Here is a 25,912-nt window from a genome sequence, read left to right as displayed (position 1 = left end):
TTGATGCCGAAATCGGCATACGGCGTTACGCTGGGTACCTGATCGCGGTGGAGAAGCGGGCGATCGGCGTCCCCCGGGACGGACCACAGCCGGAACAACGTGAGGAGACCCCATGAAGGGGAAGATCGGACTCGTCGTCGGACTCGGCGTCGGCTATGTGCTCGGCACCCGCGCAGGACGCGAGCGCTACGAGCAGATCAAGACGCAGTGGCTGAAGGTCTGGAACACCGACCCCGTGCAGGAGCGCGTCGACAAGGTCAAGGGCTTCGTCGGCGACAAGGCCGCCGCGGTTCCGGGCGCCGTCTGGACCGGCGCCGTGAAGATCGTCAAGTCGGTCACCGGGGACGGCACGCCCGGGCAGAAGCTCGATGCCGTCATCGCCTCCGGCAAGGACGCGGCCGAGGAGATCTCGGACGCCGCGGAGGACGCGGTCGACGAGGTCAAGGAGCGCGCCGCCGAGGCCCAGAAACCCGCTGCCTCGAAGCCGGCCGCGAAGAAGCCCGCCCCGCGGAAGTCCGACGACTGACATGCCCCGCGGATATCGGGATCGCGCCGACGACAGTCTGCTGACGCTGCTCGGCGACCTGCCGGAGCTCGTCACCAATCTGGTCAAGGCCGAGATCGACGCGGCCAAGGCGTGGGTGTCGCGCACCGCGAAGGACGCGGGGGTCGGCTCCGTCTGGTTCCTCGTCGCGCTGTTCTTCCTGTTCTGGGCCGTGCCCGTCATCCTCGTCTTCGCGATCGCGGGACTGTCATCGTGGTGGCCCGTGTGGCTGTCCGCGCTGGCGGTGTTCGGCATCCTCATCATCGCCGTGCTGCTGTTCGCACTGCTCGGCATCCTGAAGTTCCGCAAGGTGCTCCGTCGCCAGAACCCGGCACAGGCCGTGGCCGAAGACATCCGAATCGTGAAGGAGGCCGGCGATGAGCACCCCTGAGTCGCTGCCGCGTACCGCGGTCCCCGCGGGAATCGTCGATCCCGTCGCCTCCGCGCGCGCCGAGCTGAAGGCGGCCCTCGCCGCCATCGAGGTCAAGGGGAACATCCCGCGGCGCGTCGAGAAGGCGTCGGCGCGGGCCGCCGTCAAGGCGCGCGCGTTCGCGGACCGCAACCCGGCTGCCGCGATTGCCGCGACGGTCGGGATCGCCGCCGCCGTCGGCGGGGCCGTGTGGGCCATCGCCCGCGCCATCGCGCGCTGAGCGACCCCCGCACCGCCCTCGGGCGGGGGCAGTATTCCCCTGATTAGCGGCGCCTCCGCAAAGGGGGCAGACTGGGATCATGTCCGACCTGCGCGAAGAGAACCCGTCCGGTTACACCCTCTGGGCCGTCTGGCGACGCAACCCCGACGCCCCCGTCACCGAGAACGATGCGACCGAGCTCGAGTCGATCGTCTCGCACATCGAGGACTCCGGCGTCACCGTCCGTGGCTTCTACGACGTCTCCGGGCTCAAGGCCGACGCCGACCTCATGGTGTGGCTGCACGGCGCCACCGCCGAGGAGCTGCAGAAGGCTCTCCGCCGCCTGCGCCGCACCGAGATGCTGCGCTCGCTCCTCCCGGTGTGGAACGTCATGGGCGTTCACCGTGACGCGGAGTTCAACCGCGCGCACGTCCCCGGCTTCCTCCGCGGCATCGAGCCCAAGGACTGGCTCTGCCTCTACCCGTTCGTCCGCACGCCGGAGTGGTACCTCGCCCCGGAGAGCGAGCGTCGTGCGATGCTCGCCGATCATGGGCGCAAGGGTGCGGCATTCACCGGCGTCATTGCCAACACCGTGGCCTCCTTCGCCCTCGGTGACTACGAGTGGCTGCTGCCGCTCGAGGCCGACGAGCTGACCGATCTCGTCGACATGATGCGCGATCTCCGCTACACCGACGCCCGCATGTTCGTGAAGGAGGAGGTGCCGTTCTACACCGGGCGCCGCCTGCGCTTCGACGAGATCGCGGACGTGCTGCAGTAAGCGCCATGAGCACCCCCATCCGTCTCGGCACCCGTCGCAGCGCGCTCGCGCAGGCGCAGTCCGGTCATGTCGCCGCCGCACTGGAGAAGGTCACCGGTCGTCGCGTCGAACTCGTCCCGATCACCAGCGAGGGCGACACCAACCGCGCCTCGCTGTCGGAGATCGGCGGCCTCGGCATCTTCGCCACCCGTCTCCGCGAAGCCCTCCTCGCCGGCGAGTGCGACTTCCTCGTGCACTCGCTGAAGGACCTCCCGACCGCGGTTCCGGAGTCGCTCGTCATCGCCGCGACGCCCCGGCGGGAAGACGCCCGCGACGTCGTGCTCACCCGCCACGGCATTCCCCTGCACGAGCTCCCGGCGGGGAGCGCCGTGGGTACCGGGTCGCCGCGACGCATCGCCCAGGTCCACCGTCGTGCGCCCCGCGCCCACGTCGTGGACATCCGCGGCAACGTCGACTCCCGTCTCTCGCGGGTCGCGTCCGGCGAGCTGGATGCCGTGATCCTCGCCGCCGCCGGCCTCTCGCGCCTCGGCACGGACTCGCCGCTGCAGCGCGAGGAGCTCGGCCTCGCGGAATGGCCGACCGCTCCCGGCCAGGGGTCCCTGGCCGTCGAGACACGGGCGGACGCGCCGGAGGAGCTGCGCACGGCACTGTCGGCGCTGGATCATCGGGAGACCCGGCTCGCCATCACCGTCGAGCGCGCCATCCTGGAGGGACTGGACGCCGGTTGTCAAGCCCCCATGGCGGCGCACGCCGTCGTCCAGGACTCCGAGATCCGCGTCAGGACGGTCGTCTACGCCCCGGACGGCGGTCGGCGGATCGGTCTGGACGTCACGGAAGCCCTGAACGGGGAGTATATTCATCGGAACGGCAGTGGCAATGGTGCGGATGCTGCCGATGGTGCAGACCCGATGCACGCAGCGCGTGAGCTCGGGCTCGCTGTTGCCCGTCGGCTGCTCGATCAAGGGGCGGCCGACCTCGTCCCTCAAGAGCAATCCGAATTGTCATGACCACTTCTGAAAGCAAGCAGGACCGACCGCTGGACGGCTGGCGAATCCTCGTGCCCCGTGGCGGCCCCTGGGGCGACAGCGTCGCCGCGAGCCTCCGCGCTCTCGGCGCCGTCCCCGTCGTCGCCCCGCTCATCAACTTCGCTCCGACCACGGATCAGGCGACCCTCGACCGCGCGCTGGAGCAGCTCGCGGCCGGCGAGTTCGACTGGCTGACCGTCACGAGCGCGACCACGGTGGATGTGCTGTTCGCCCACCGTGCCGTCGTGCCGAAGACCACGAAGATCGCGGCCGTGGGGGAGACGACGGCCGCGGCGCTGCAGGCCGTGGGCTACGAGGTGGCCCTGGTCCCCGAACAGGACAACTCCGCGCAGGGCATGGCGCAGCAGCTCATCGCTCTGGAGCACGAGCCCCGCCGCATCCTGGCGCTGCGCAGCGAGATCGCCAAGCCCGTCCTGAGCATCCTGCTGTCCGACGCAGGACACGACGTGCACGGCGTCGTCGCCTATCGCACGGTCGGCGTTCCGGTGACGGAGCGCATCCGCCGCGACGTCGAGAACGGCCGGATCAACGCGATCCTCATCACCAGCGGTTCGGTGGCCGAGCAGGTGCGGGAGCAGTTCCCCGAGATCCCGGACGAGACGCTGCTCGCGGCGATCGGCCCGCGCACGGCCAAGGACGCCGAGCGCGCCGGCCTGCCCGTCTCGGTGGTCGCCGATCGGCAGACCATCGATGCGCTGATCGATGCCGTGTCGCAGTTCACCCTTCCGCACGCGGCAGACGAGTTCGCGCCGTGAGCTTCCCCGACATCCGTCTGCGCCGACTGCGTCAGTCGCGCGCCGTCCGCGACCTCGTGCGTGAGACCTCTCTCGAGCCGCGTCAGCTCGTGCTCCCGCTCTTCGTCCGCGAGGGGATCAGCGAGCCGGTCGCCATCGGGTCGATGCCCGGCGTCGCCCAGCACTCGATCGACTCGCTGCGTTCCGCGGCCGTCGAGGCCGCCGAGGCCGGAGTGGGCGGCGTCATGCTGTTCGGCGTTCCCGCGGTCCGCGACGCCCGAGGCTCCGGTGCGGACGACCCACAGGGCATCCTGAACGTCGCCACCGAGGCGCTGGCGGCGGAGGTCGGCGACGCGCTCGTCGTGCAGACCGACCTCTGCCTCGACGAGTTCACCGATCACGGTCACTGCGGCGTCCTCGCCGCAGACGGTTCGGTGGACAACGACGCGACCCTGGAGCGGTACGCCTCGATGGCCCTCGCCCAGGCACGTGCGGGATCGCAGCTGCTGGGGCTGTCCGGGATGATGGACGGCCAGGTCGCCGTGATCCGTCAGGCGCTCGACGCCGAGGGCTTCACCGACACCCTCATCCTGGCGTACGCCGCGAAGTACGCGAGCGCGTTCTACGGCCCGTTCCGCGAGGCCGTGGACTCGCAGCTCCAGGGCGACCGCCGCACGTATCAGCTCGACCCCGGCAACCGTCGCGAGGGCGTGCGGGAGGCGCTGGTCGACGAAGACGAGGGCGCGGACATCGTCATGGTGAAGCCGGCGATGGCCTTCCTCGACGTGCTCCGCGAGGTCCGCGACGCCGTGACCGTCCCGGTCTGGGCGTACCAGGTGTCGGGCGAGTACGCGATGATCGAGGCCGCCGCCGCGAACGGCTGGATCGATCGGCGCGCCGCGGTCCTCGAGTCGCTGCTGTCGATCCGCCGGGCGGGCGCCGACGCGGTGCTGACGTACTGGGCCACCGAAGCGGCCCGCTGGCTGCGCGGCTGAGCCTTCGTCGGCCGCGGCCTCGGAAGGGCAGGGGGCGGGTTAGCCTGGAAGGGATGCCGGGAGAGCGCCGTGCATCACGGAGGAGCCTCGATGACCGACCGCAATGACGACCTTTTCTCTGCCGCCCGTGCGGTGATCCCCGGCGGGGTGAACTCTCCGGTGCGGGCCTACGGGTCGGTCGGCGGGACGCCGCGGTTCCTCGCCTCGGCGCGCGGCGCCACCGTGACCGACGCCGCGGGTCGTGAGTACGTCGACCTCGTCGCGTCCTGGGGTCCCGCACTGCTCGGACACGCGCAGCCCGAGGTCGTCGCCGCCGTGCAGGCGGCCGCCACCCGCGGGCTCTCCTTCGGCGCGCCGACCGAAGGGGAGGTCGAGCTCGCCGCGCTCATCGCCGACCGCGTGCGCTTCGGCGAGATCCGTCCCGTGGAGCGCGTCCGTCTCGTCTCGACCGGCACCGAGGCCACCATGACCGCGATCCGCCTCGCCCGCGGCGCGACCGGCCGTGATCTGCTCGTGAAGTTCGCGGGTCACTATCACGGCCACTCCGACGGCCTGCTCGCCGAGGCGGGCTCCGGGGTCGCCACGCTCGCGCTGCCCGGTTCGGCCGGCGTGCCCGCGCCGATCGCCGCGCAGACGCTCGTGATCCGCTACAACGACCCCGAGGCGCTCGCCGCCGTCTTCGCCGAACACGGTCCCCGCATCGCGGCCGTCATCGTCGAGGCCTCGGCGGCGAACATGGGCGTGGTGCCCCCGCTCCCGGGCTTCAACCGCCTCATCGCGGAGACCGCCCACGCCCACGGTGCGCTGATGATCCTCGACGAGGTCCTCACCGGCTTCCGGGTGCACCCCGCGGGTTTCTGGGGGCTCCAGGCGCAGGCGGGGGAGGACTACCTCCCCGACATCCTGACTTTCGGCAAGGTCGTCGGCGGCGGTATGCCGCTCGCGGCTCTCGGCGGTCGTGCCGAGGTCGTGGATCTCCTGGCGCCGCTCGGCCCCGTCTACCAGGCGGGCACGCTCTCCGGGAACCCGCTGTCCGTGGCCGCGGGCCTGGCCACGCTCCGCCTCGCGACGCCGGAGGTCTACGCGACGGTCGATGCCGCGGCGGCCCGGGTCTCCTCGGCCCTCGACCGCGCGCTCGCCGACGCCGGGGTGACCCACTCTCTGGCGTCCGCCGGGAACCTCTTCAGCGCCTCGTTCCGCGCGTCGGCCCCGCGCGACTATGCCGAGGCGCAGGCGCAGGAGTCGTTCCGGTACGCGGCGTTCTTCCACGCGATGCGCGAGCACGGCGTCGCGCTGCCGCCGAGCGTCTTCGAGGCCTGGTTCCTCACCGCCGCGCACGGCGAGGACGAGCTCCAGCGGATCGAGGAAGCCCTGCCGCACGCCGCTCAGGCGGCCGCCACCGCGCGCCCCTGACCGCCGCCGCCGCTGCCTTTCTCCCGCGAGGACCGGCGTCCGCGCGGGAACAGGCACCGCTGGACCCTGCTGCATGATGCCGCGCGGATGCCTGCGTAGGGAGCGGTGGTCGCGAGGTCGTCGGCATCAGGTCTTCGCGCGGAGTCAGGCTTACGTCCGCGGCAGTGCCTGTTCCTGCGCGGGAGCCTGTTCTTGCGAAGGAGTTGTGCGCGCGGAGCGTGGGGGATTCCGACAAGGGATCGTTGCGTTCCTGTGAGCAACTTCCAGCCAACCGGGAGGACGGCGCTGGCAGACTGGGGGCATGGTGACGTTGTTGCTGGACCAGACGCAACTCGAGGTCGTGCTCTCGCCCATCGAACGTGCCGCCACCTTCCACCGCGAGAACGTCCGCATCGTGCGCGACACGATCACCAAGGTCCAGCTGACGGATGACGCCTGGACCTGGCTCCGCGGAGTCCCCAACCCGGGTACGCACATCCCGGGCGTCCTGGCAGCCGGGAGCTGGAAAGCGGCAGGCAGCCTCGACTTCGTGCTGATCCGCCGCCGACGCCCCAGCGTGGTCGTCGATCTCGAAGGCGACCCGCAGTACAACCGCCTGATCCTGACCACACGGCACGGCCTCGCGCTGACGCAGGCGCTGCGCCTCCCGGTCTCCGAGGAGCCCACGACGGTCGAGGAGATCGTCGCCACGGCTCCGACCCCGGTGTCGAAGGGCAGCCGGCGCCCGGTCATCCGACCACGTCCGGCCTGATCCCGGATGCAGAACGCCCTCCCGGTGGACCGGGAGGGCGTTCTGCTGTGCGAGGGCTCAGTCGCGGTGTTCGTCGTCGTGGTGCTCGTCCCCACGGTCATCCGCGGGGGTGTGCTGTTCCGCCGCGGTCTCCGTGTCGTCTGCAGACTCGTCGCTCCCGATCTCGTCCTGCGGAGCCCCCTCGCCGGACGACGTCTCCTCGGCAGGAGCGAGCGGGTAGTCGCGCGGTTCGTCCTCGTAGTAGGCACGCGCGGCGGCGGCCAGCATCGAGCTCACGGCGGCCGATCGCGGGTCGTCGTCGGACGCAGGAGAGGCGTCCTCGCCCTGCGCTGCGGCCTCGGCGGTGTCCTCGGACGGCGCGGTCTCGTCCGCTGCCGAGGTGTCCAGGCCGGTGAAGAACTCCACCCCCGCGGGCTCCTCGTCACCGGAGGCGCTGTCGGGCGCGTCGGTGCTCGTGCTGTCGGCCGGTGCATCGGCAGCGGAGCCGACGGCCTCGGCGGGGGTATCGTCGGTCGTCGACGGCGACTCGGTCTCAGTCTCGGTCGTCGACGGCGACTCGGTCTCAGTCTCGGACTCGGTCTCGCCGGGTGCGTCCGTCGCCGCCGGCTGCGCGGACGACTCGGCCTCCGCGTCCGCAGACGCCGTTGCGAACAGGGCGGCGAAGGACCGCCGCGGGGACTCGGCGGCGGGCGCGGGCGCACCGAAGAGGATGTCGTCGAACGACGGCGCGTCCTCGGCCTCCGTGTCCGCGCCCTCTTCCGCGTGTTCCGCCTCTGCAGGCTGCGTGCCTTCGGCTGCGTCGATCACCGGCAGGATCCGGGTGGTGTCGGCGTCCGCGGCGACGACGGGAAGAGCGCGGGTCGCATCCTCGTCCGCCGCGACCTCCACCTCCGCCTGCTCCGTCGGGGCGGCGTCGGCGGCGATCGTCCCGGAGGTCACGGGGCCCGTGGCCTGAGTCGTCAGGTCGTCGGCGAGGGCGGCGGTGCCGCCGGCTGCGAGAGCCGCAGCGGCGGTGCCCGCGGCGGCCTCATCCGTCGACACGTCGTCCGTCGGAGCTTCCTCCGCAGGCGCCTCGGCGTCGGTCGCGGACTCGGCCTCCACCTCGGCATCGGCCTCCGTCGGAGACTCCGTCTGATCGAGCGCCGGGGCCGTGTCGAAGCGCCCGCCCCGCATGAGGTCGATGAACACATCCTCCAACGTCGGACCGCGCTGCACGAGAGTGCTGAGAGCGATACCGGCGTCCGCCGCAACGGCGCCCACCCGGCTCGCGTCCGTCCCCCGCACGGTCAGACCGGAGCGGAGCACCTCGATGTCGAATCCCGCGGCGACCAGGGCGGTCGTGAGGCCGGGGCGATCGACGGAATCGACCACCACCGAACCGCCGGCCGGGTCGGCCAGCGTCTCGATGCCGCTGGACAGCACGAGGCGTCCCTTGGAGAGCACGAGCACGTGGTCGGCGACCTGCTCGATCTCGCTGAGCACATGGGAGGAGACCAGGACCGTGCGGCCTTCGTCGGCGAGACGACGCATCAGCAGGCGCATCCAGCGGATGCCCTCCGGGTCGAGACCGTTCGCCGGCTCGTCGAAGACGAGCGCTCCCGGGTCGCCGAGGAGTGCGTGGGCCACGCTGAGGCGCTGACGCATGCCGAGCGAGAATCCGCCGATGCGCGTGTCCGCTTCGCCCTCCAGGCCGACGAGGGAGATGACCTCGTCGACGCGCGCCAGGCGGATGCCGTTGGCCTTCGCGGCGATCGTGAGCTGACGGCTGGCCGTGCGGCGTGGACGGTAGGCCGTCTCCTCCAGCACCGCGCCGATGGTGCGCAGCGGCTGGCGCAGCTCGGCGTACGCGACGCCGCCGATCGTGGCGGTGCCGGACGTGGCGCGCACCTGGCCGAGCAGGATGCGCAAGGTCGTCGTCTTGCCCGCACCGTTGGGGCCGAGGAAAGCAGTGACCGCGCCGGGCTCGACCCGTGCGGAGAAGTCCGAGACGGCCGTCACCTCGTTGAAGCGCTTCGTCACATTCGTGAATTCGAGCACCTGTCCTTCGGGCATCCGGGACCTCTCGTTGCGATGAACAGTTCCTCCTATCCTGCCGGAAAACCGCCCCGGAACCCGCATTTCGTGCGGAATCCGGCCGCATGCGACGGGGTAGCCTGGCACCCGTGACCGATACCCCCGCCGCGCCCCGTGTCCTCATCCGCACCGAAGGAGCGCTCGGGCGGCTCACGCTCAACCGCCCTGAGGCGATCAATGCGCTCGACGAGGACATGATCGCGATCATCACGGAGGCGCTCGTCGCCTGGCGCGAGGACTCCGACGTGCAGATCGTCCTCATCGACGGCGAAGGCGAGCGTGGGATGTGCGCAGGTGGCGACGTGCGCCGCCTGCACCGCCAGATCACCTCGGGTCATCCGGAGCAGTCCGCGGAGTTCTTCCGAGCCGAGTACGCGATGAACGCCATGATCGCGGAGTATCCGAAGCCCGTCGTCGCGCTCGCCGACGGCATCACGATGGGGGGTGGCATCGGTCTGGCGGGGCACGCCGCGATCCGCGTGGTCACCGAACGCTCGAAGCTCGCCATGCCGGAGACCCGGATCGGTTTCACGCCCGATGTCGGCGGAACGTGGCTGCTGGGGCGGGCGCCGGGGCGCCTCGGCGAGTACCTCGGTCTCACGGGGACGACGATGAACGGTGCCGATGCCGTGTACGCGGGTTTCGCGGATCATTTCGTCCCCTCCGACCGCCTCGACGCGCTGCGCGAGGCTCTGGCCTACCGCGCCGACCCGACGAGCCCCAGCGAGATCGTCCTGCTCTTCGACGAGACGCCGGAGCCGCCGTCGCTCCCCGCTGCGCGGGAGTGGATCGACGAGGCGTTCGCCGCCCCGACCGTGCCCGAGATCCTGGAGCGGCTCCGCGGGCTCGGCACCGACGAGGCGGGGGCCGTCGCCGACCTGCTCGACGGGCTGGCCCCGACCGGTCTCGTCGTCACTCTCGACGCCGTGCGGGAGGCTCGGGAGATGTCCGGGCTCCGCGCCGCGCTCGAGGGCGAGTACCGCCGGGTTCTCTGGTTCGTGAACGAGCACCCCGATCTCGTGGAGGGCATCCGCGCGCAGCTCGTGGACAAGGACCGCAACCCGCGGTGGCAGCCCGCCACCCTTGCCGAGCTCGGACCCGACGCCGGGGCGGCCGCCCGCGACTTCGTCCCGCAGTCGGCGCTGTTCTGACGCGCGCCTCAGCTCTCTTCGGGGACGACGGCGGCGCGGCGGCCGGAATCCCAGGTCGCCCGGATCACGTCGGTGACATCGCCGGGTTCGAGGCCGGCCTCCTGCGCGGTGTCGACCAGCTCGCGGATCCTCCGGATCACCGCCGCCGGCAGCACGGCGGCGGAGTCTGCGACGCGCGTGCCCGCCGCGGTGCGTGAGACGACCAGGCCGTCGGCTTCGAGCATCTTGTAGGCGCGCGCAGCCGTCCCCGGAGCGACGCCGAGGTCGCCGGCCGTCTGCCGGACCGAGGGCAGCCGTTCGCCGGCGCCGAGTTGGCCGGAGACGATGAGCCCGCGGAACTGCCGATAGATGTCCCGGGCCGGAAGCGTATCGTCGGCGGCGGACAGCGGAGAGCGCGGCGTCATCGCGCGCCCTCCGGCTGCCGTGTCGCCGCCGTCGCGGAACCCCTCGACCTGCGGGCGCCGTCCGGCAGCAGGGCCGGTGCCGCGAGCACCAGGAGTGCTACGGCCACGACCTCCAGCACCGGGGCCGCCGCACCGGCCGCGCGGGCGATGTCGGCATACCGCCAGACGATCTCGAACGTGCCCTCGCCCTCGATCGTCAGGGGGCCGATCCGCCCCGCGCTCCCGATGAACCGCCAGGCGGCGGCCAGCGTGAGCAGGATGCCTCCGGTCGCGACCTGGGCGACCCCCGCGGCGATCCGGCGACGTTCGCGGTGTTCGGCGGGAACGGTCTCGGGGCGGAGGAACGGACGCGTGGCGTTCGTCGACAGCGCCCAGACGACAGACGCGGCGACCAGCGCGCAGCACAGCAGCACGGCGACGCCGTACGCCCATCCGTAGAACCACAGCCGCACCGGGTCGACGTCGGTGTTCGGCGCGGGGATCTCCAGGAACACGAAGGGCCCGCCGTCGATGTTCGAGGAGGCGCAGCCGGCCGCGATCGTCGTGAGGATGAGCCCGAGCAGCGCGATACCCGCCGCCACAGTGCCGCCGCGGGGGCTGAACGAGAGCCAGGTCCGCCGGGTCCCGGTGGCCACCGGCTGCGTCGCGTGGCGCGCACCCCGCACGCTGATCGCGAGCGCCAGCGCGGCGATGACGGCGGCGGTGGCGAACACGGGGGCGGCGTAGCGCCACCAGGACACCTCGCCGTTCAGCGGCAGCACGTACCGGGCGAGCACCTCCACCGTCACCCCCGTCCCGAGGACCACCAGGGCGCCGCCGGCGAGGAGCCGTCGCTCGGGCGAATAGCGTGCGCCGACGGCGACCGCTTCATCGCGCGTCAGCCGGGTCGCCGTCGCCGCACGCGCGCGCCACCAGGGTGTGAGGCCCAGCAGCGCGGCGATGATGAGGCCGACGACAAACGAGACGGCCGGTGACGAGAGGACGGCGCCGACGATGTCCGGCGGGGTGGGGTTCGGCATGGCGGACTCCGTTCTTTGTGCCATATGTCTATCACAAGTTGTGTCATTCAAGCGATACATATGGTGGTTCGCTCTGAGCGAAGGTCCTCCCGGAGGGGGATCCGAATGTCGCCGCTTCGTGGCACCCTGTCCTATGGCCGGTCGTCGGTCGGCATCCGTCTGCCGGGAGACCCGCCGCCTCCTCCTTCCGAGAAAGTACGCCTGTGCTGGGAAAACTCCTCCTCCGATATCTGTCTCGCTACAAGTGGCTCCTCGTCGCCGTGCTGGTCTTCCAGTTCGCCAGCGCGGCCGCCACCCTCTACCTGCCCCGCCTCAATGCCGACATCATCGACAACGGCGTCGCGCAGGGCGACACCGCGTACATCTGGCGCACCGGTCTGTTCATGCTGGCGGTGTCGCTCGGCCAGATCGTCGCCTCGGTCATCGCGACCTACTTCGCCGCCCGCGCCGCGATGGGGGCGGGCCGTGACATCCGCGCCGACGTGTTCGGCAAGGTCAGCGGCTTCTCCGAGCGCGAGGTCTCGCAGTTCGGCGCCGGTTCCCTCATCACCCGCAACACGAACGACGTGCAGCAGGTGCAGATGCTCGCGATGATGGGCGCGACCATGCTCGTCACGGCGCCGCTGCTCGCGATCGGCGGCATCATCTTCGCCGTGCAGACCAACGCCGGGCTGAGCTGGCTGATCGCCGTCTCCGTCCCGGTGCTGCTCCTGCTCGCGGCACTCGTCATCGGCCGGATGGTGCCGCTGTTCCGCAGCTACCAGGGCAAGCTCGACAACGTGAACCGCATCATGCGGGAGCAGCTCACCGGAGTGCGCGTGGTCCGGGCCTTCGTCCGCGAGCGCATCGAGGAGGAGCGCTTCCGCGGCGCGAACACCGACATCATGGTCGTCGGCCGCAAGGTCGGCTCGCTGTTCGTGCTGCTCTTCCCGCTGTTCATGCTCATCCTCAACGTGACCGTGGTCGCCGTCATCTGGTTCGGCGGCATCGAGGTCAACAACGGAACCGTGCAGGTGGGCACGCTGTTCGCCTTCATGCAGTACATCGGTCAGATCATGGGCGGCGTCATCATGGCCAGCTTCATGGCGATGATGATCCCGCGCGCCGCCGTCTCGGCCGAGCGCATCGGTGAAGTGCTGAACACCGAGTCGACGATGACGCGTCCGGCGGACGGCGTCACCGCCTTCCCGACGCCGGGAGCGGTCGCGTTCGACGACGTGGAGTTCACCTACCCGGGCGCCGACGCCCCGGTCCTCAGCGGCATCAGCTTCGCCGCCGAACCGGGCGAGACCGTCGCGGTGGTCGGCTCCACCGGCTCGGGGAAGACCACGCTCGTCTCGCTCATCCCTCGCCTGTTCGACGTCTCGGGCGGTGCGGTGTACGTAGGGGGCACGGACGTCCGCGACGCCGACGTCGAGGCGCTGTGGGACAGCATCGGCCTCGTGCCGCAGCGTCCCTTCCTCTTCACGGGCACCGTCGCGTCCAACCTGCGCTATGGCCGCGAGGACGCCACCGACGAGGAGCTCTGGCACGCGCTCGAGATCGCTCAGGGGCGGGACTTCGTGGAGGAGATGCCGGACGGCCTCGACTCACGCATCGCCCAGGGCGGCACGAACGTGTCCGGCGGCCAGCGACAGCGCCTCGCGATCGCGCGGGCCCTCGTCCATCGCCCGCAGGTGCTCGTGTTCGACGACTCGTTCTCCGCGCTCGACCTCACCACGGACGCCCGGCTGCGGCAGGCGCTGTGGCGGGAGCTTCCGCAGGTGACGAAGATCGTGGTCGCGCAGCGCATCTCCACCATCACCGATGCCGACCGCATCGTGGTGCTGGAGGGCGGCACGATGGTCGGAGTCGGCACCCATGAGGAGCTGCTGGAGACCAGCGAGACCTACCGGGAGATCGTCGAGTCGCAGCTGGGGGTGGACGCATGAGCGAGCAGGATCCTTCCACAAGCCCAGGGACCCAGGGAGCGGGCCCTTCGACAAGTTCAGGGACCCAGGGCCAGCGGCGCCGCGGACGGGGCAAGACACCGGCGCCCACGGCCGAGCGGGAGCTCACCGCAGAGGAGCAGTACGAGGCCGAGCTCGCCGAGCAGGCACGGCAGAACTCCGGCGACTGGGACAGCGTCGCACCGGGCAAGGCCGACCACTTCGGCCCGAGCTTCGCCCGGATGATCGGGCTGCTCAAGCCCTCCGCGGTCTGGTTCGTCTTCGTGTCGATCCTCGGAGCGATCGGGGTCGTGCTGACCGTCGCCGCCCCGAAGGTGCTCGCCGAGGCGACGAACATCGTCTACCGCGGCTTCATCTCCATCCAGCTCGGTCAGCCCAGCGGCGACTTCCCGGGATTCCCGGCGGGGACGCCGCAGGACGTGGTGGTCGACGCCCTGCGCGACGCCGGACAGACCGACTTCGCCAATCAGGTCGGAGCGCTCGGCGACTTCCGAGTCGGCGACGGCATCGACTTCGACGCGCTGCGCTGGGTGATCGCCGCCGTCCTCGCGATCTACGTCGTGGCCGCATTCCTCAGCTGGCTGCAGGGGTACGTCATCAACGTCATCATGGTCCGGACCATGTGGCGCCTGCGCGAGTCCGTCGAGGCGAAGATCAACCGGCTCCCGCTGGCGTACTTCGACAAGGTGCAGCGCGGCGAGCTGATCTCCCGCGTGACGAACGACATCGACAACATCACCCAGACCATGCAGCAGTCGCTGTCCGGTGCCCTCACCGCCGTGCTGACGGTGATCGGCGTGCTCGTGATGATGTTCTCGATCTCGTGGCAGCTCGCCCTCGTGGCGCTCGTGGCACTCCCGCTCATGGGCGTGATCTTCGGCGTCATCGGACCGCGCTCGCAGAAGGCCTTCGGCACGCAGTGGCGCAAGGTCGGCCGGCTCAACGCCCGGGTCGAGGAGGCCTTCTCCGGGCACGCGCTGGTCAAGGTGTTCGGCCGTGAGCAGGACGCTCTGGACAAGTTCAAGGCCGAGAACGAGGAGCTGTTCCAGGCGAGCTTCAAGGCGCAGTTCCTCTCCGGCATCATCATGCCGGCGATGACCTTCGTCGGCAGCCTGACCTATGTCGGCATCGCGGTGCTCGGCGGCCTCATGGTCGCGAGCGGGCAGCTGCGACTCGGCGACGTGCAGGCCTTCATCCAGTACTCGCAGCAGTTCACCCAGCCGCTGTCGGAGCTGGGCGGCATGGCCGCGGTCGTGCAGTCCGGCACCGCATCAGCGGAGCGGGTGTTCGGCCTGCTCGATGCCGACGAGCAGGAGGCCGACGATCCTGAGGCCCCCGCGCTTCGCGAGGGGGAGGGCGTGATCGAGTTCGAGAACGTCTCGTTCTCGTACTCGCCGGAGCGGCCGCTCATCACCGATCTGTCCTTCCGGGTGGAACCGGGACAGACCGTCGCCATCGTCGGGCCCACCGGCGCAGGCAAGACGACGCTGGTGAACCTCATCATGCGGTTCTACGAGCTCAGCGGCGGGCGGATCACGCTCGACGGTCAGGACATCTCGACCATCACGCGCGACGAGCTGCGGTCCCGCACCGGCATGGTGCTCCAGGACCCCTGGCTCTTCGCCGGGAGCATCCGCGAGAACATCCGCTACGGCCGCTCGACCGCGACGGACGAGGAGGTGCTCGCCGCGGCGAAGGCGACCTACGTGGATCGCTTCGTGCACGCCCTGCCGGACGGGTACGACACCGTGCTCGACGAGGACGCGTCGAACGTCTCAGCCGGTGAGCGCCAGCTCATCACGATCGCACGGGCCTTCGTGGCGCAGCCGTCGATCCTCATCCTGGACGAGGCCACCTCGGCGGTCGACACCCGCACCGAGCTGCTGCTGCAGCACGCGATGGCCGCGCTCCGGCAGGGGCGCACCTCGTTCGTCATCGCCCACCGCCTGTCGACCATCCGCGACGCGGACCTCATCCTCGTGATGGAGCACGGTGACATCGTGGAGAAGGGCACGCACGACGAGCTGATCGCCGCGCAGGGCGCGTATTGGCGCCTGTACCAGTCGCAGTTCGAGCAGGCGGCGACCGACCTCGACGCCGAAGCGGCTCTCACCGGATCCTCGCCGGTCGTCGTGACCGGCGACGCGGACGAGGAGGCGAGCGCGCAGGAGCAGGCGGCGGACGCGGTGGCCGGAGCGGCGGTCGGCGCCCAGCTCCCGGCGGCCGAGACCGCAGCGGCTCGGGCACTTCTCGACGACGGCGCTGACGGCTCCACGTCTCCGTCCTGACCCGCCTCACGCACGACGCCCCACTCCGGATCCGGAGTGGGGCGTCGTGCGTGAAACCTCAGTCGTCTCCGGCGATGCCGAGGAGTTCGAGGGGGTGGGTCAGTCGCCACCATGGGCTCGGACCGTCCAGGTCCTCGTCGAGGACGAGGGCGGTGTCCGTGCTGTCGACGGGACCGGTCGTGGTCAGGGTGCCGACCGTCCCGTCCGCTTCGCGTTCCTCCCCGAGATCGAACACCGGCGTCGCCGTCGCGCTCGCTCCGTTCCACAGCACGACATCGGCGTCCTCACCGGCGACCACATCGACGCGCTCGCCCCAGACGGTGAGGACGCGCCCGACCACCGTGCCTGCCGGGACGGCCGGGCCCTGGGCCTGCAACGCCGCTTCCGTCTGAGCGAACAGGGCGCGGGTGAGGGCGAGGCGCGCCTCGTCGTCCTCCTGGTTCAATGCCGCGGCGTAGAGCCGGACCGTCGCGTCGCCGATGACGACGTCCTTGGCGGTCAACAGGTTCCAGCCGACGAGGGTGCCCGTCTTGATGCCGACGACTCCCGGATCGGCGAGCATGCCGTTCGTGTTCTCGACCGTCCCGGCCCCCGGCAGGTCGACGGACCGGGTACCCACGATCTCGGCGAACACCGGATTCCGCATCGCCATCTCGCCCAGGGCCACGAGGGCCTCCGGGGTGGCGACGTTGCGCTCGTCGAATCCGGACGGCGTGACCACGGTGATGCCGGAGAGTCCGCGCTCGCCGAGCCAGACCTCGGCCGCGGCGGCGAATTCGCGGTCGGACCCCCAGATCTCCGACGCCAGCCGGTCGATGTAGTTGTTGGCCGAGCCGAGCAGGGTGCCCTGCAGAAGCTGGTACTCGGTCAGCACTCCGCCCACCGGCACATCGAGCGCCGACTGATTGGCGATCCGATAGTCCCAGTAACGGACGCTGTCGGCGTAGGTGAAGGAGAACTCCGGGCCCTGTTCGCCGGGGGCCAGCGGCAGCCGGTCCAGCACCATGAGACTGCTGACGACCTTCGTGATGCTCGCGATGCTCACCGGCGCGGTGGTCGACGCCGCGGTGGTCATCCCGGCGATGCCGACCGCCCCGTCGCCGACCGCCGGCCAGGCGAGCGCGGCGGTGGGGGCGGCGACCGGGGTGAACTCGACCGCCTGGACGGTCGGGGCGACCTCGTGCAGCGGCCAGAGCAGCGTGGTGCCGGCGTAAGAGGCGATGAGGCCGGCGAGGACGCCGAGGGGGACGAGCAGGCCGGGTCCGGCAATCGCCGGGCGCAGCCGGGCGTCGCGCAGCAATCCCGTCTCCTCCTCCGTGCCGGCCGAGGCATCGAACTCGGGCGTCGATGACGCCGCAGCGACGATCGACGGGTCCACCCAGGTCAGCGCGGTCGGCGGTGCCGAGGCATCGGCCCACGCGGCAGCTTCCGGAACCGGACCCGGCTGATCGTCCGCGGGCGCGGCAGAGGCGGGTGCGGAGTCTTCGGGCCGCGCGTCGACGCCCACGCCGCCGGACGCCTCTTCAGGGGGATCGGAAGCGGTCACTCGCTTACGGTACCGAATCCGGCCCCGAATCCGCCGTGCGCGGCGCGGGACGCGCGGACGGTAGGATCGACAGCACAACCACGGGAGTCCGGCGAGCCGGGCTGAGAGGGAGCGAATCGCGCTTCGACCGTCGAACCTGATCTGGGTCATGCCAGCGCAGGGAGGAGTTCACATGAGTACGTCCACGTCCGCATCCCCGTCGAGGAACACCACGGCCGCTCCGGCGCGGGGCTACCTGCGCTGGCGCGTCATCGACATCGTCGTCGCCAGCGTCCTCGGTGTCGCCGCCGGTCTGATCTTCCTGGCCTGGAACGTCGGATACCTGGGGCCGAAGGCCATGCTCGAGCCGCTGCTTCCCGGCCTCCAAGGGCTCCTCGACGGCCCGTGGCTCTTCGCGGGTGTGCTCGGCGGGCTCATCATCCGCAAGGCGGGTGCCGCGATCTACGTCGAGCTGCTGGCCGCCGTCGTCTCGGCGCTCATCGGCAACCAGTGGGGCGGCTTCCTCACGCTCGAGGCGGGTCTCGTGCAGGGCCTCGGCGCCGAGCTGGTCTTCTTGCTGTTCTTCTACCGCCGCTGGTCGCTGCCCGTCGCGATCCTCGCCGGGGCCGGTGCCGCGCTCGCGGGCGGCATCAACAACCTCGTCCTCTGGTATGCCGGGTCAGGTCCCGCCTTCACGACGATCTACCTCCTCAGCACCGTGATCTCCGGGGCGGTCATCGCCGGTGCGCTGTCGTGGGTGCTCGCCCGCGGCATCGCGGCGACCGGGGCTCTGGACCGCTTCGGCTCCGGGCGCGAGGCGCGCGTCCGCGTCTGATGTCCGCGCAGTTCGCTCCCGCCGGCGTCGAGGCCCGCGGCTGGGGTTGGCGACACGCGAGCCGCCACGCCTGGGCGCTGCGCGACGTCTCGTTCCGCATCGAGCCCGGCGAGCGCGTGCTCGTGCTCGGCGCCTCCGGCGCGGGGAAGTCGACGCTGCTGCACGGCCTCGCCGGTGTGCTCGGCGGTGAGGAGGAGGGGGAGAGCGAAGGCGCGCTGCTCGTCGGCGGCGACCCCGCCGCGGCGACCCGCGGGCGGGCCGGGCTCGTGCTCCAGGATCCCGACTCGCAGGTGATCCTCGCCCGTGCCGGCGATGACGTCGCCTTCGGGTGCGAGAACCTCGGTGTGCCGCGTGCCGAGATCTGGCCCCGCGTCGAGGCCGCGATGGCCGGCGTCGGACTGGACGTGCCGCTCGATCACCCGACCGCGGCGCTCTCCGGCGGTCAGAAGCAGCGGCTCGCCCTGGCCGGCATGCTGGCGATGGGCCCCGGGCTGGTGCTGCTCGACGAGCCGACGGCGAACCTCGATCCGGAGGGCGTGCGCGAGGTCAGGGATGCCGTCGAGCGGATGCTCGCCACGCGTCCCGCCACCCTCGTGGTCGTGGAGCATCGGCTCGAGGTGTGGTTGCCGCTCCTCACGCGGGTGATCGTGCTGGGTGCCGGCGGGGTGGTGGCGGACGGCACTCCTGCGGATGTGCTCGGCGCGCAGGGCGAGCGCCTGGCCGCGGACGGCGTCTGGGTGCCCGGCCGACCGCCCGCCGAGCCGCCGGCACCGCGGACGGCTCCCGGGGAGGTGCTGCTGTCGGCGCGCGGGCTCGCGGTCGCACGGGTGAAGGGGCGCCCCGTGGCACAGGGCATCGACCTGGAGGTGCGTGCGGGGGAAGCCGTCGCGATCACCGGGCCCAACGGTGCGGGCAAGTCCACGCTGGGTCTGACCCTCGCCGGACTCCTCCCTCCCGTCAGCGGTGCCGTGTCCGCGGCCCCGGTGCTCGCGCAGGGGGCGGACCCGTCCCCGATCCGCTGGGCCTCCCGCGAGCTCCTCACGCGGATCGGGATGGTTTTCCAGGAGCCGGAACATCAGCTCCTCGGCAAGACGGTGCGCGAGGAGCTCGCGGTCGGCCCCCGCGCCCTGGGCCTCCCCGAAGGCGAGATCGAGGCCCGTATCGACGAGCTGCTGGCCCGGCTGCGGCTGGCGCATCTGGGGGCCGCGAATCCGTACACGCTCTCGGGTGGAGAGAAGCGCCGGCTCACGGTCGCGGCCGCGATCGCCACGCGACCCCGGGTGCTGATCCTCGACGAGCCGACGTTCGGCCAGGACGCCCGCACCTGGGCTGAGCTCGTCGCGATGCTCGCCGCCCTGCGGGACGAGGGCTCCGCGATCGTCACCATCACCCACGATCTCGACGTGGTGCGCGCCCTGCACGCCACGCGGTTCGCGCTGGGGGCACCGGCATGACGGCTCTCGCCCCCGCGTCCGCCCGCACCGGCGTCGTCGCCCGGATCAATCCGGTCGCGAAGCTGGGGGTCAGCGCGCTCATCGCCGTGCCGCTGGTCCTCACCCTCGACCCCGTGTCGGCGGCTGTCGCGCTGGTGCTCGAAGCGGTGCTGTTCCTCTTCGCGGGCATCGGCTGGCGGGAGTTCTGGGTGCGCACGTGGCCGGTCTGGCTCGCGGCTCCGCTGACCGGTCTCACCATCGCCCTCTACGGAGAGACGAGCGGCACCGTCTACGTCGACTGGTTCGTGCTCCGCATCAGCGAGGGGTCGCTCGCGCTCGCCGTCGCCACGATGCTCCGGGTGCTCGCGATCGCCCTGCCCTCGGTGGTGCTCTTCATCACGGTCGATCCCACGGACCTCGCCGACGGCCTCGGGCAGATCCTTCGGCTTCCGGCCCGTTTCGTGCTGGGCGCGCTCGCCGGACTGCGCATGGCCGGACTGTTCCTCGACGACTGGCGTGCCCTCGAGCTCGCCCGTCGCGCGCGCGGCGTGGCCGACCGCGGGCGCATCCGCCGCTTCCTCGGCATGGCCTTCGCCCTGCTCGTGCTGTCGATCCGCCGCGGTGCCAAGCTCGCGACCGCGATGGAGGCACGCGGCTTCGGGGCGGCGGGACGACGGACGTGGGCGCGGGACTCGCGCTTCGGCGCGCCGGAGTGGCTTCTGCTCGCCGTCGGGGCGGCGATCTCCGCGACGGCGATCGCCGCCGCGGTCGCGACCGGGGCCTGGAACTTCATCCTCGGGCCGTCCTGACCCTCACCCGTTTCGGACGAGGGTCCCTGGAGGTCGGTCGGTGGCCGGTCTAGCGTCCGCTGGAGACAGTGCCAATCGACACCGACCGAAAGGGACGTCCCATGAGCATCTCCTCCGCCGACGACCAGCCGCTCTTCACGCGGCCGGGCGAGGCCACCGTCGCACCGCGACACGTCATCCCGGATTCCGAGTCGCTTCCCGCGACGGCGAAGCAGATCGTCGAGGACGAGACCATCCTCGACGGCAACGCACGCCTCAACCTCGCCACCTTCGTCAGCACCTGGATGGACGACGAGGCGAAGCAGGTCTACGTGGCCTCGTTCGACAAGAACATGATCGACAAGGACGAGTATCCGCAGACCGCTGCCATCGAGGACAACTGCTGGCACATGCTCGCGAACCTCTGGAAGGCTCCGGACGCGGCGAAGAGCATCGGCACCTCGACCATCGGCTCCTCCGAGGCGTGCATGCTCGGCGGTCTCGCGTTCAAGCGGCGCTGGCAGCACGCGCGCCGTGCCGCCGGCAAAGACGCCTCCGCGCCGAACCTCGTGATGTCGAGCGCCGTGCAGGTGTGCTGGGAGAAGTTCTGCAACTACTTCGACGTCGAACCGCGCTACGTGCCCATCAGTGAGGAGCACAAGACACTCGACGGCCATGATCTCGAGAAGTACGTGGACGAGAACACCATCGGCGTCGTCGCCATCATGGGTGTCACCTATACCGGCATGTACGAGCCGGTGGCGGAGATCGCCGCGGCGCTGGATGCGATCCAGGAGAAGACCGGCCTCGACATCCCGATCCACGTGGACGGCGCCTCGGGAGCGATGATCGCCCCGTTCCTCCAGCCCGACCTGGTCTGGGACTTCCGGCTGGAGCGCGTGCACTCGATCAGCACCTCGGGGCATAAGTACGGTCTCGTCTACCCCGGTCTCGGCTGGGTGGTCTGGCGCGACACGCAGTGGCTGCCGGAGGATCTGGTGTTCAAGGTGAGCTACCTCGGCGGGGAGATGCCGACCTTCGCCCTGAACTTCTCCCGCCCTGGGGCGCAGGTGCTGCTGCAGTACTACCTGTTCCTCCGCCTCGGGTTCGAGGGCTACCGGGCCATCCAGCAGGCCTCGCAGGACGTGGCGAAGTTCCTGTCCGCGGGGATCGCGAAACTGGACGCGTTCGAACTGTGGAACGACGGCAGCGACATCCCCGTCTTCGCCTGGCGCCTGAAGGACGGGCACACCGACAAGTGGACGCTGTACCACCTGCAGGATCGACTCCGGATGCGCGGCTGGCTCGTCCCCGCGTACCCGATGCCCGCCGATCTGGAGGACCTCACGGTGCAGCGGATCGTCGTGCGCAACGGGCTCAGCATGGATCTGGCCGCCGAGCTGCTCGACGCCATCACCGCCGAGGTGGCCCACCTCGACGCGCTCACGGCACCCATGCCGTCCGACCACCCCGACTCGGCGTTCCACCACTAGGGGGCTGACATGTCCGCCCCGCAGTCTGGTGCCGCCGGCGCCGCCTCCACGCCGCGCGTATCCCGTCCCGCCGTCGCCGTCCTCGGCATCGGCCAGCTCGCCCTGCTCACCCTCGTCGTCGTGGCGAGCCTGCGGTCCCTGCCCGCGATGGCGATCTACGGCCTCGGCAGCATCACGCTGTACCTCATCCCCGCGGTGCTCTTCCTCGTCCCCACCGCCCTCGTCGCCGCGGAGCTCGCGACGGGGTGGAAGGGCGGGGTGTACGTCTGGGTGCGGGAGGCCCTCGGCAACCGCTGGGGGTTCACCGCAGTGTGGCTGCAGTGGATCCAGAACGTCGTCTGGTTCCCCACGCAGCTCGCGTTCGTCGCCGGCGCTCTCGCCTTCGTGTTCCTCGACCCCTCGCTGTCCAGCTCCGGTTTCTTCACGGCGGTCATCATCATCGTCTGCTACTGGGGCGCCACCCTGGTCACCCTCCGCGGTGGCGATCTCTTCGCCAAGCTGGGCTCGTGGGGCGGCATCATCGGCACGCTGTTCCCGGCGGTGCTGCTCATCGTTTTCGGGGCGGTGTGGGTCTTCAGCGGGGAGAAGAGCCAGGTGCCGCTGGATGCCTCGGCGGTGATCCCGCCGTTCACGGGTCTCGCGTCCATCGTGCTGATCGTGTCGAACGTGCTGGCCTACGCCGGCATGGAGGTCAACGCGGTGCACGTGAACCAGATGAAGGATCCGGGCAAGGGCTACCCGCGTTCGGTGTTCCTCGCCGCCGGCCTGATCCTGCTCGTCTTCATCCTGCCCACCATCGCGATCGCGGTCGCTGTGCCGAAGAAGGAGCTCGGGCTGACGAACGGCATCATGCTCGCGTTCGGGGAGTACTTCGACCACTGGGACATGGGGTGGGCGACGGCCGTCGTCTCCGCGCTCATCGCCGCCGGGGCCCTCGCCTCGGTCGTGACGTGGGTCGCCGGTCCCTCCAAGGGTGTGCTGGCGGCGGCGGAGACGGGACTGCTCCCGCCGCTGCTGCAGAAGCGGAACAAGGCCGGTGTGCAGTCCGGCATCCTGATGCTCCAGGGGACCATCGTCACGATCCTCGCGGCGATCTTCATCATCGTGCCCAACGTCAGCGCCGCCTTCGTGGCGCTCATCGACATGGCCGCCGCGCTGTACCTCATCATGTACATGCTCATGTTCGCCTCGGCGATGGTGCTGCGGCGGAAGGCGCCGGACGTCCCCCGTGCCTACCGCGTGAAGGCCCTCCCGTTCGTCGCCGGGGTCGGGTTCTTCGCCTGCCTCGCGGCGTTCCTGCTCGCCTTCATCCCGCCCGACGGCTTCACCGCCTTCCCGGCGGCCGCGTACCCGTGGATCGTCGGAGCGGTGATCGTCGTGCTCGGCGCCCCGCCGCTGCTCTTCTACGCGCTGCGGAAGCCCTCGTGGGATCGGCGGCCCGCCGACGGGAGCCTCCTGAGCGACGCGCACCCGGAAGCCTGAGCCGGGGGCCGGGTCAGGTCTCGTTCCAGAGGCGTCGGTAGTACTCCAGCCGGACGTGGTCGGGCTCGACGCCGTAGGCCGCGATGAGGGTGTCCTCCCACCCGGGTCCGAAGTTCCACAGCGTGCTCATGGCGGCGACGGCGATGTCGGCCCACCGGTCGGCGACCCCGAGCGCGGCGAGGTCGACATGGGCGAGGGGTCGGCCGTCGTCGTCGAGCAGGGTGTTCGGCAGGCATGCGTCGCCGTGGCAGACCACGAGCCGGTCGATCGACGGCGGCTCGAGCAGGTCCGTCGGTACCGTCGTGCCGCGGTCGGCGGCGTTCGCGATGCGCTCCGCCGTGCTCCACGTCCACGGGCACTCCGCGACGGGGAGGGCGTCGTGCAGGAGGCGCAGACCGAGCCCGACTGCGCGGACGGCGGCCTCCGGAGAGGCGGCCCACCGCGGATCCACGGCGCTGCTGCCGGGGAGGGCCGCCGTCACGAGCCACTCGTGTGCCTCGTCCTCGCCCTGGGAGAGCACCTCGGGCACCGTGATCCAGGTGCGGGCCCAGCGCATCCGCTCGGCCTCGTCGCGCATGTTCGCCTCAGGATCGAGGGGGCCCCATTTGATGTAGCGGCCGTCGTCGGTGCGGAAGGTCAGGCCGCCGAGCGCGTTGCGCCACGCGGGGGTCAGCGCGGCCCCGGCGGCGAGTTCGCGGACCCGGGCGGGGACCTCGACGGAGGCGGCGGGGATGCTCACCACTCCATCCTGCCGGAACCTCGGTGTCGTAGGCTCGGGTCGACGCACTGGGCCTGCGGTGACACCAAGAACCGCATAGGCTGGGACTGCGTTCCAGGCATGTCGCACGACGACGTTCGAAGGAGAACATCAGATGCAGATCAGCGGACAGGGTGCCCTCGTCACCGGCGGCGCCTCCGGACTCGGGCTGGCCACCGCCCGTCGGCTCACCGCCGCGGGAGCCCACGTCACCATCATCGACCTCGCCTCGTCGAAGGGGGAGGAGATCGCGTCCGAGCTCGGCGGTCTCTTCGTGCCCGCGGACGTGACGAGCGTCGACGAAGTCAAGGCCGCCGTCGCCGCGGCGCAGGCCGCCGCACCGTTGCGGGTGGTCGTGAACTGCGCCGGCATCGCCCCGCCCGCCAAGGTGCTCGACCGGGACGGCACGCCCGCCGTGCTCGCCGACTTCGAGCGCATCGTGCGCATCAACCTCGTCGGGACGTTCAACGTGATCTCCCAGGCCGCGGCTGTGATCGCCGCGAACGAGCTGCACGACGAGGAGCGCGGGGTCATCGTCAACACCGCGAGCGTCGCCGCGTTCGACGGGCAGATCGGGCAGCCGGCGTACTCGGCGTCCAAGGGCGGCGTGCACGCCATGACCCTGCCGATCGCTCGCGAGCTCGCCCGTCACGCCATCCGCGTGTGCACGATCGCCCCCGGCATCATGGAGACGCCGATGCTCATGGGCCTTCCGCAGGAGGCGCAGGACTCGCTGGGACAGCAGGTGCCGTTCCCCGCTCGCCTCGGACGCCCCGACGAGTACGCCGCCCTCGTGCAGCAGATCGTCGAGAACGGCTACCTCAACGGCGAGACCATCCGCCTCGACGGCGCCATCCGCATGGCCCCGCGGTGACCCCTCCCGGCTTCGAATCGCCTGAATGACCCGATTCGACCCGGAAATCCAGCCAATCAAGCGATTCGAAACGAGAACCATGAGCACACTCGCCGGAAAGACCATCCTCATGTCGGGCGGCAGCCGCGGGATCGGCCTCGCGATCGCCCTGCGCGCGGCCGCGGACGGCGCGAACATCGCGATGCTCGCCAAGACCGACTCCCCGCACCCGAAGCTCGAGGGCACCGTGCACAGCGCGGCCGAGCAGATCCGCGCCGCCGGCGGCCAGGCGCTGCCGATCGTGGGTGACGTGCGGGACGACGACCACATCACCGAGGCCGTCATGAAGACGCAGGGCGAGTTCGGCGGGATCGACATCGTCCTCAACAACGCCAGCGTCATCGACCTCTCCCGGTCGCTCGACCTCTCCGCCAAGAAGTACGACCTGATGCAGGACGTGAACGTCCGCGGCACCTTCATGCTCTCCCGGGCCGCGGTGCCCATCCTCAAGGACGCCGAGAACCCGCACATCCTCTCGCTCTCGCCGCCCCTGAACCCCACCCCGAAGTGGCTCGGTGCGCACACCGGGTACACGTTGGCGAAGTACGGGATGACGATGGTCACGCTCGGACTCGCGGCGGAGTTCGCGGCCGACGGCATCGCCGCCAACACGCTGTGGCCGCGCACGACGATCGCGACGGCCGCGGTGCAGAACCTCCTCGGCGGCGACAAGGTGATGGCCGCGAGCCGCACGGCCGACATCTACGCCGACGCTGCCTACGTCGTGCTCACCCAGCCGGCGCGTACGTACACCGGGCAGTCGCTCATCGTGGAGGAGGTGCTCGAGGCGAACGGCGTCACCGACTTCTCGGGCTACGCCGCCGTCCCGGGGACTCCGGACAGCGCGCTGTTCCCGGACATCTTCCTCGACTGACGCGCTTCGACAGGCTCAGCGACCCAGATCTGGGTCCC

At 70.9% G+C, this 25,912-nt stretch carries 24 protein-coding genes and 1 riboswitch; of the genes, 19 read left to right on the top strand and 5 right to left on the bottom strand.

Features of this window, described 5'->3' with window-relative positions; genetic code table 11:
- Positions 1-112: 112 nt before the first annotated feature.
- The 9 genes from KVS71_RS11830 to KVS71_RS11790 all read left to right on the top strand — a co-directional run bounded on the left by KVS71_RS11830 (position 113) and on the right by KVS71_RS11790 (position 6,890).
- On the top strand, positions 113-526 hold the full coding sequence (locus KVS71_RS11830; protein WP_060921530.1) for a hypothetical protein: 414 nt from the start codon (positions 113-115) through the stop codon (positions 524-526).
- A gap of 1 nt (position 527) precedes the next feature.
- Entirely contained in the window at positions 528-935 is a 408-nt protein-coding gene (locus KVS71_RS11825; protein ID WP_025104873.1) for a phage holin family protein, read from the top strand.
- Complete coding sequence (locus KVS71_RS11820; protein ID WP_025104872.1) at positions 922-1,194, top strand: hypothetical protein; 273 nt, start codon at positions 922-924, stop codon at positions 1,192-1,194. Before KVS71_RS11825 ends, KVS71_RS11820 begins: the two co-directional genes overlap by 14 nt.
- Before the next feature lie 79 nt (positions 1,195-1,273).
- On the top strand, positions 1,274-1,951 hold the full coding sequence (hemQ, locus tag KVS71_RS11815; protein ID WP_174521419.1) for a hydrogen peroxide-dependent heme synthase: 678 nt from the start codon (positions 1,274-1,276) through the stop codon (positions 1,949-1,951).
- Between the two features lie 5 nt (positions 1,952-1,956).
- Positions 1,957-2,958 carry a hydroxymethylbilane synthase gene (hemC, locus tag KVS71_RS11810; RefSeq protein ID WP_144881916.1) on the top strand — a complete coding sequence of 334 codons (1,002 nt, stop codon included), beginning with the start codon at positions 1,957-1,959 and terminating at the stop codon, positions 2,956-2,958.
- Entirely contained in the window at positions 2,955-3,752 is a 798-nt protein-coding gene (locus KVS71_RS11805; protein ID WP_060921535.1) for a uroporphyrinogen-III synthase, read from the top strand. The genes hemC and KVS71_RS11805 overlap by 4 nt, the downstream gene beginning before the upstream one ends.
- Positions 3,749-4,726, top strand: a complete 978-nt coding sequence (gene hemB / locus KVS71_RS11800) for a porphobilinogen synthase (protein ID WP_062637133.1) — start codon at positions 3,749-3,751, stop codon at positions 4,724-4,726. The genes KVS71_RS11805 and hemB overlap by 4 nt, the downstream gene beginning before the upstream one ends.
- 90 nt (positions 4,727-4,816) lie before the next feature.
- The gene (locus tag KVS71_RS11795; protein WP_217584631.1) at positions 4,817-6,139 is read left to right on the top strand and encodes a glutamate-1-semialdehyde 2,1-aminomutase; all 1,323 of its coding nucleotides are present in this window, start codon (positions 4,817-4,819) and stop codon (positions 6,137-6,139) included.
- Positions 6,140-6,440: 301 nt separating this feature from the next.
- Positions 6,441-6,890 carry a hypothetical protein gene (locus tag KVS71_RS11790; RefSeq protein ID WP_025104866.1) on the top strand — a complete coding sequence of 150 codons (450 nt, stop codon included), beginning with the start codon at positions 6,441-6,443 and terminating at the stop codon, positions 6,888-6,890.
- Between the two features lie 57 nt (positions 6,891-6,947).
- Here the strand turns inward: KVS71_RS11790 and KVS71_RS11785 are convergent, their stop codons facing one another.
- A complete protein-coding gene (locus KVS71_RS11785) occupies positions 6,948-8,942 on the bottom strand; it encodes an ATP-binding cassette domain-containing protein (protein ID WP_217584630.1) in 1,995 nt (664 codons plus the stop codon).
- 110 nt (positions 8,943-9,052) lie between these two features.
- On the opposite strand from KVS71_RS11785, the gene KVS71_RS11780 reads away from it, so the two are divergent.
- On the top strand, positions 9,053-10,114 hold the full coding sequence (locus KVS71_RS11780) for an enoyl-CoA hydratase/isomerase family protein (RefSeq protein ID WP_368874696.1): 1,062 nt from the start codon (positions 9,053-9,055) through the stop codon (positions 10,112-10,114).
- Between the two features lie 8 nt (positions 10,115-10,122).
- Here the strand turns inward: KVS71_RS11780 and KVS71_RS11775 are convergent, their stop codons facing one another.
- Together KVS71_RS11775 and KVS71_RS11770 are read right to left on the bottom strand one after the other, a co-directional pair.
- The gene (locus KVS71_RS11775; protein WP_217584628.1) at positions 10,123-10,518 is read right to left on the bottom strand and encodes a GntR family transcriptional regulator; all 396 of its coding nucleotides are present in this window, start codon (positions 10,516-10,518) and stop codon (positions 10,123-10,125) included.
- Positions 10,515-11,537: a hypothetical protein gene (locus KVS71_RS11770; RefSeq protein WP_217584627.1), complete on the bottom strand. Its 1,023-nt coding sequence runs from the start codon at positions 11,535-11,537 to the stop codon at positions 10,515-10,517. The genes KVS71_RS11775 and KVS71_RS11770 overlap by 4 nt, the downstream gene beginning before the upstream one ends.
- Before the next feature lie 203 nt (positions 11,538-11,740).
- On the opposite strand from KVS71_RS11770, the gene KVS71_RS11765 reads away from it, so the two are divergent.
- Complete coding sequence (locus tag KVS71_RS11765) at positions 11,741-13,468, top strand: ABC transporter ATP-binding protein (protein ID WP_060923393.1); 1,728 nt, start codon at positions 11,741-11,743, stop codon at positions 13,466-13,468.
- Positions 13,465-15,774: an ABC transporter ATP-binding protein gene (locus KVS71_RS11760; protein WP_217584626.1), complete on the top strand. Its 2,310-nt coding sequence runs from the start codon at positions 13,465-13,467 to the stop codon at positions 15,772-15,774. Before KVS71_RS11765 ends, KVS71_RS11760 begins: the two co-directional genes overlap by 4 nt.
- A gap of 58 nt (positions 15,775-15,832) precedes the next feature.
- Here the strand turns inward: KVS71_RS11760 and KVS71_RS20010 are convergent, their stop codons facing one another.
- Entirely contained in the window at positions 15,833-17,320 is a 1,488-nt protein-coding gene (locus KVS71_RS20010; RefSeq protein ID WP_144881923.1) for a D-alanyl-D-alanine carboxypeptidase family protein, read from the bottom strand.
- A 70-nt stretch (positions 17,321-17,390) separates the two neighbouring features.
- Positions 17,391-17,500, top strand: a riboswitch (TPP riboswitch).
- On the opposite strand from KVS71_RS20010, the gene KVS71_RS11750 reads away from it, so the two are divergent.
- The 5 genes from KVS71_RS11750 to KVS71_RS11730 all read left to right on the top strand — a co-directional run bounded on the left by KVS71_RS11750 (position 17,493) and on the right by KVS71_RS11730 (position 23,330).
- Entirely contained in the window at positions 17,493-18,134 is a 642-nt protein-coding gene (locus tag KVS71_RS11750) for an ECF transporter S component (RefSeq protein ID WP_060923390.1), read from the top strand. (Overlaps the previous riboswitch by 8 nt.)
- On the top strand, positions 18,134-19,588 hold the full coding sequence (locus KVS71_RS11745) for an ABC transporter ATP-binding protein (RefSeq protein WP_197676700.1): 1,455 nt from the start codon (positions 18,134-18,136) through the stop codon (positions 19,586-19,588). The genes KVS71_RS11750 and KVS71_RS11745 overlap by 1 nt, the downstream gene beginning before the upstream one ends.
- Entirely contained in the window at positions 19,585-20,376 is a 792-nt protein-coding gene (locus tag KVS71_RS11740; protein ID WP_217584625.1) for an energy-coupling factor transporter transmembrane component T, read from the top strand. Before KVS71_RS11745 ends, KVS71_RS11740 begins: the two co-directional genes overlap by 4 nt.
- A 101-nt stretch (positions 20,377-20,477) precedes the next feature.
- Entirely contained in the window at positions 20,478-21,848 is a 1,371-nt protein-coding gene (locus tag KVS71_RS11735; RefSeq protein ID WP_217584624.1) for a glutamate decarboxylase, read from the top strand.
- Positions 21,849-21,857: 9 nt separating this feature from the next.
- Complete coding sequence (locus KVS71_RS11730; protein WP_254635696.1) at positions 21,858-23,330, top strand: amino acid permease; 1,473 nt, start codon at positions 21,858-21,860, stop codon at positions 23,328-23,330.
- A 13-nt stretch (positions 23,331-23,343) separates the two neighbouring features.
- Here the strand turns inward: KVS71_RS11730 and KVS71_RS11725 are convergent, their stop codons facing one another.
- Positions 23,344-24,069 carry an aminoglycoside 3'-phosphotransferase gene (locus KVS71_RS11725; protein WP_217584623.1) on the bottom strand — a complete coding sequence of 242 codons (726 nt, stop codon included), beginning with the start codon at positions 24,067-24,069 and terminating at the stop codon, positions 23,344-23,346.
- Between the two features lie 133 nt (positions 24,070-24,202).
- On the opposite strand from KVS71_RS11725, the gene KVS71_RS11720 reads away from it, so the two are divergent.
- Positions 24,203-24,961: an SDR family NAD(P)-dependent oxidoreductase gene (locus KVS71_RS11720; protein ID WP_144881931.1), complete on the top strand. Its 759-nt coding sequence runs from the start codon at positions 24,203-24,205 to the stop codon at positions 24,959-24,961.
- 79 nt (positions 24,962-25,040) lie between these two features.
- Positions 25,041-25,874: an NAD(P)-dependent oxidoreductase gene (locus KVS71_RS11715; RefSeq protein ID WP_217584622.1), complete on the top strand. Its 834-nt coding sequence runs from the start codon at positions 25,041-25,043 to the stop codon at positions 25,872-25,874.
- Positions 25,875-25,912: the final 38 nt, after the last annotated feature.

The organism is Microbacterium sp. GbtcB4 (genome assembly GCF_019091465.1).
GTDB lineage: Bacteria > Actinomycetota > Actinomycetes > Actinomycetales > Microbacteriaceae > Microbacterium > Microbacterium paraoxydans.
This window is presented reverse-complemented; position numbering and strand designations above follow the sequence as displayed.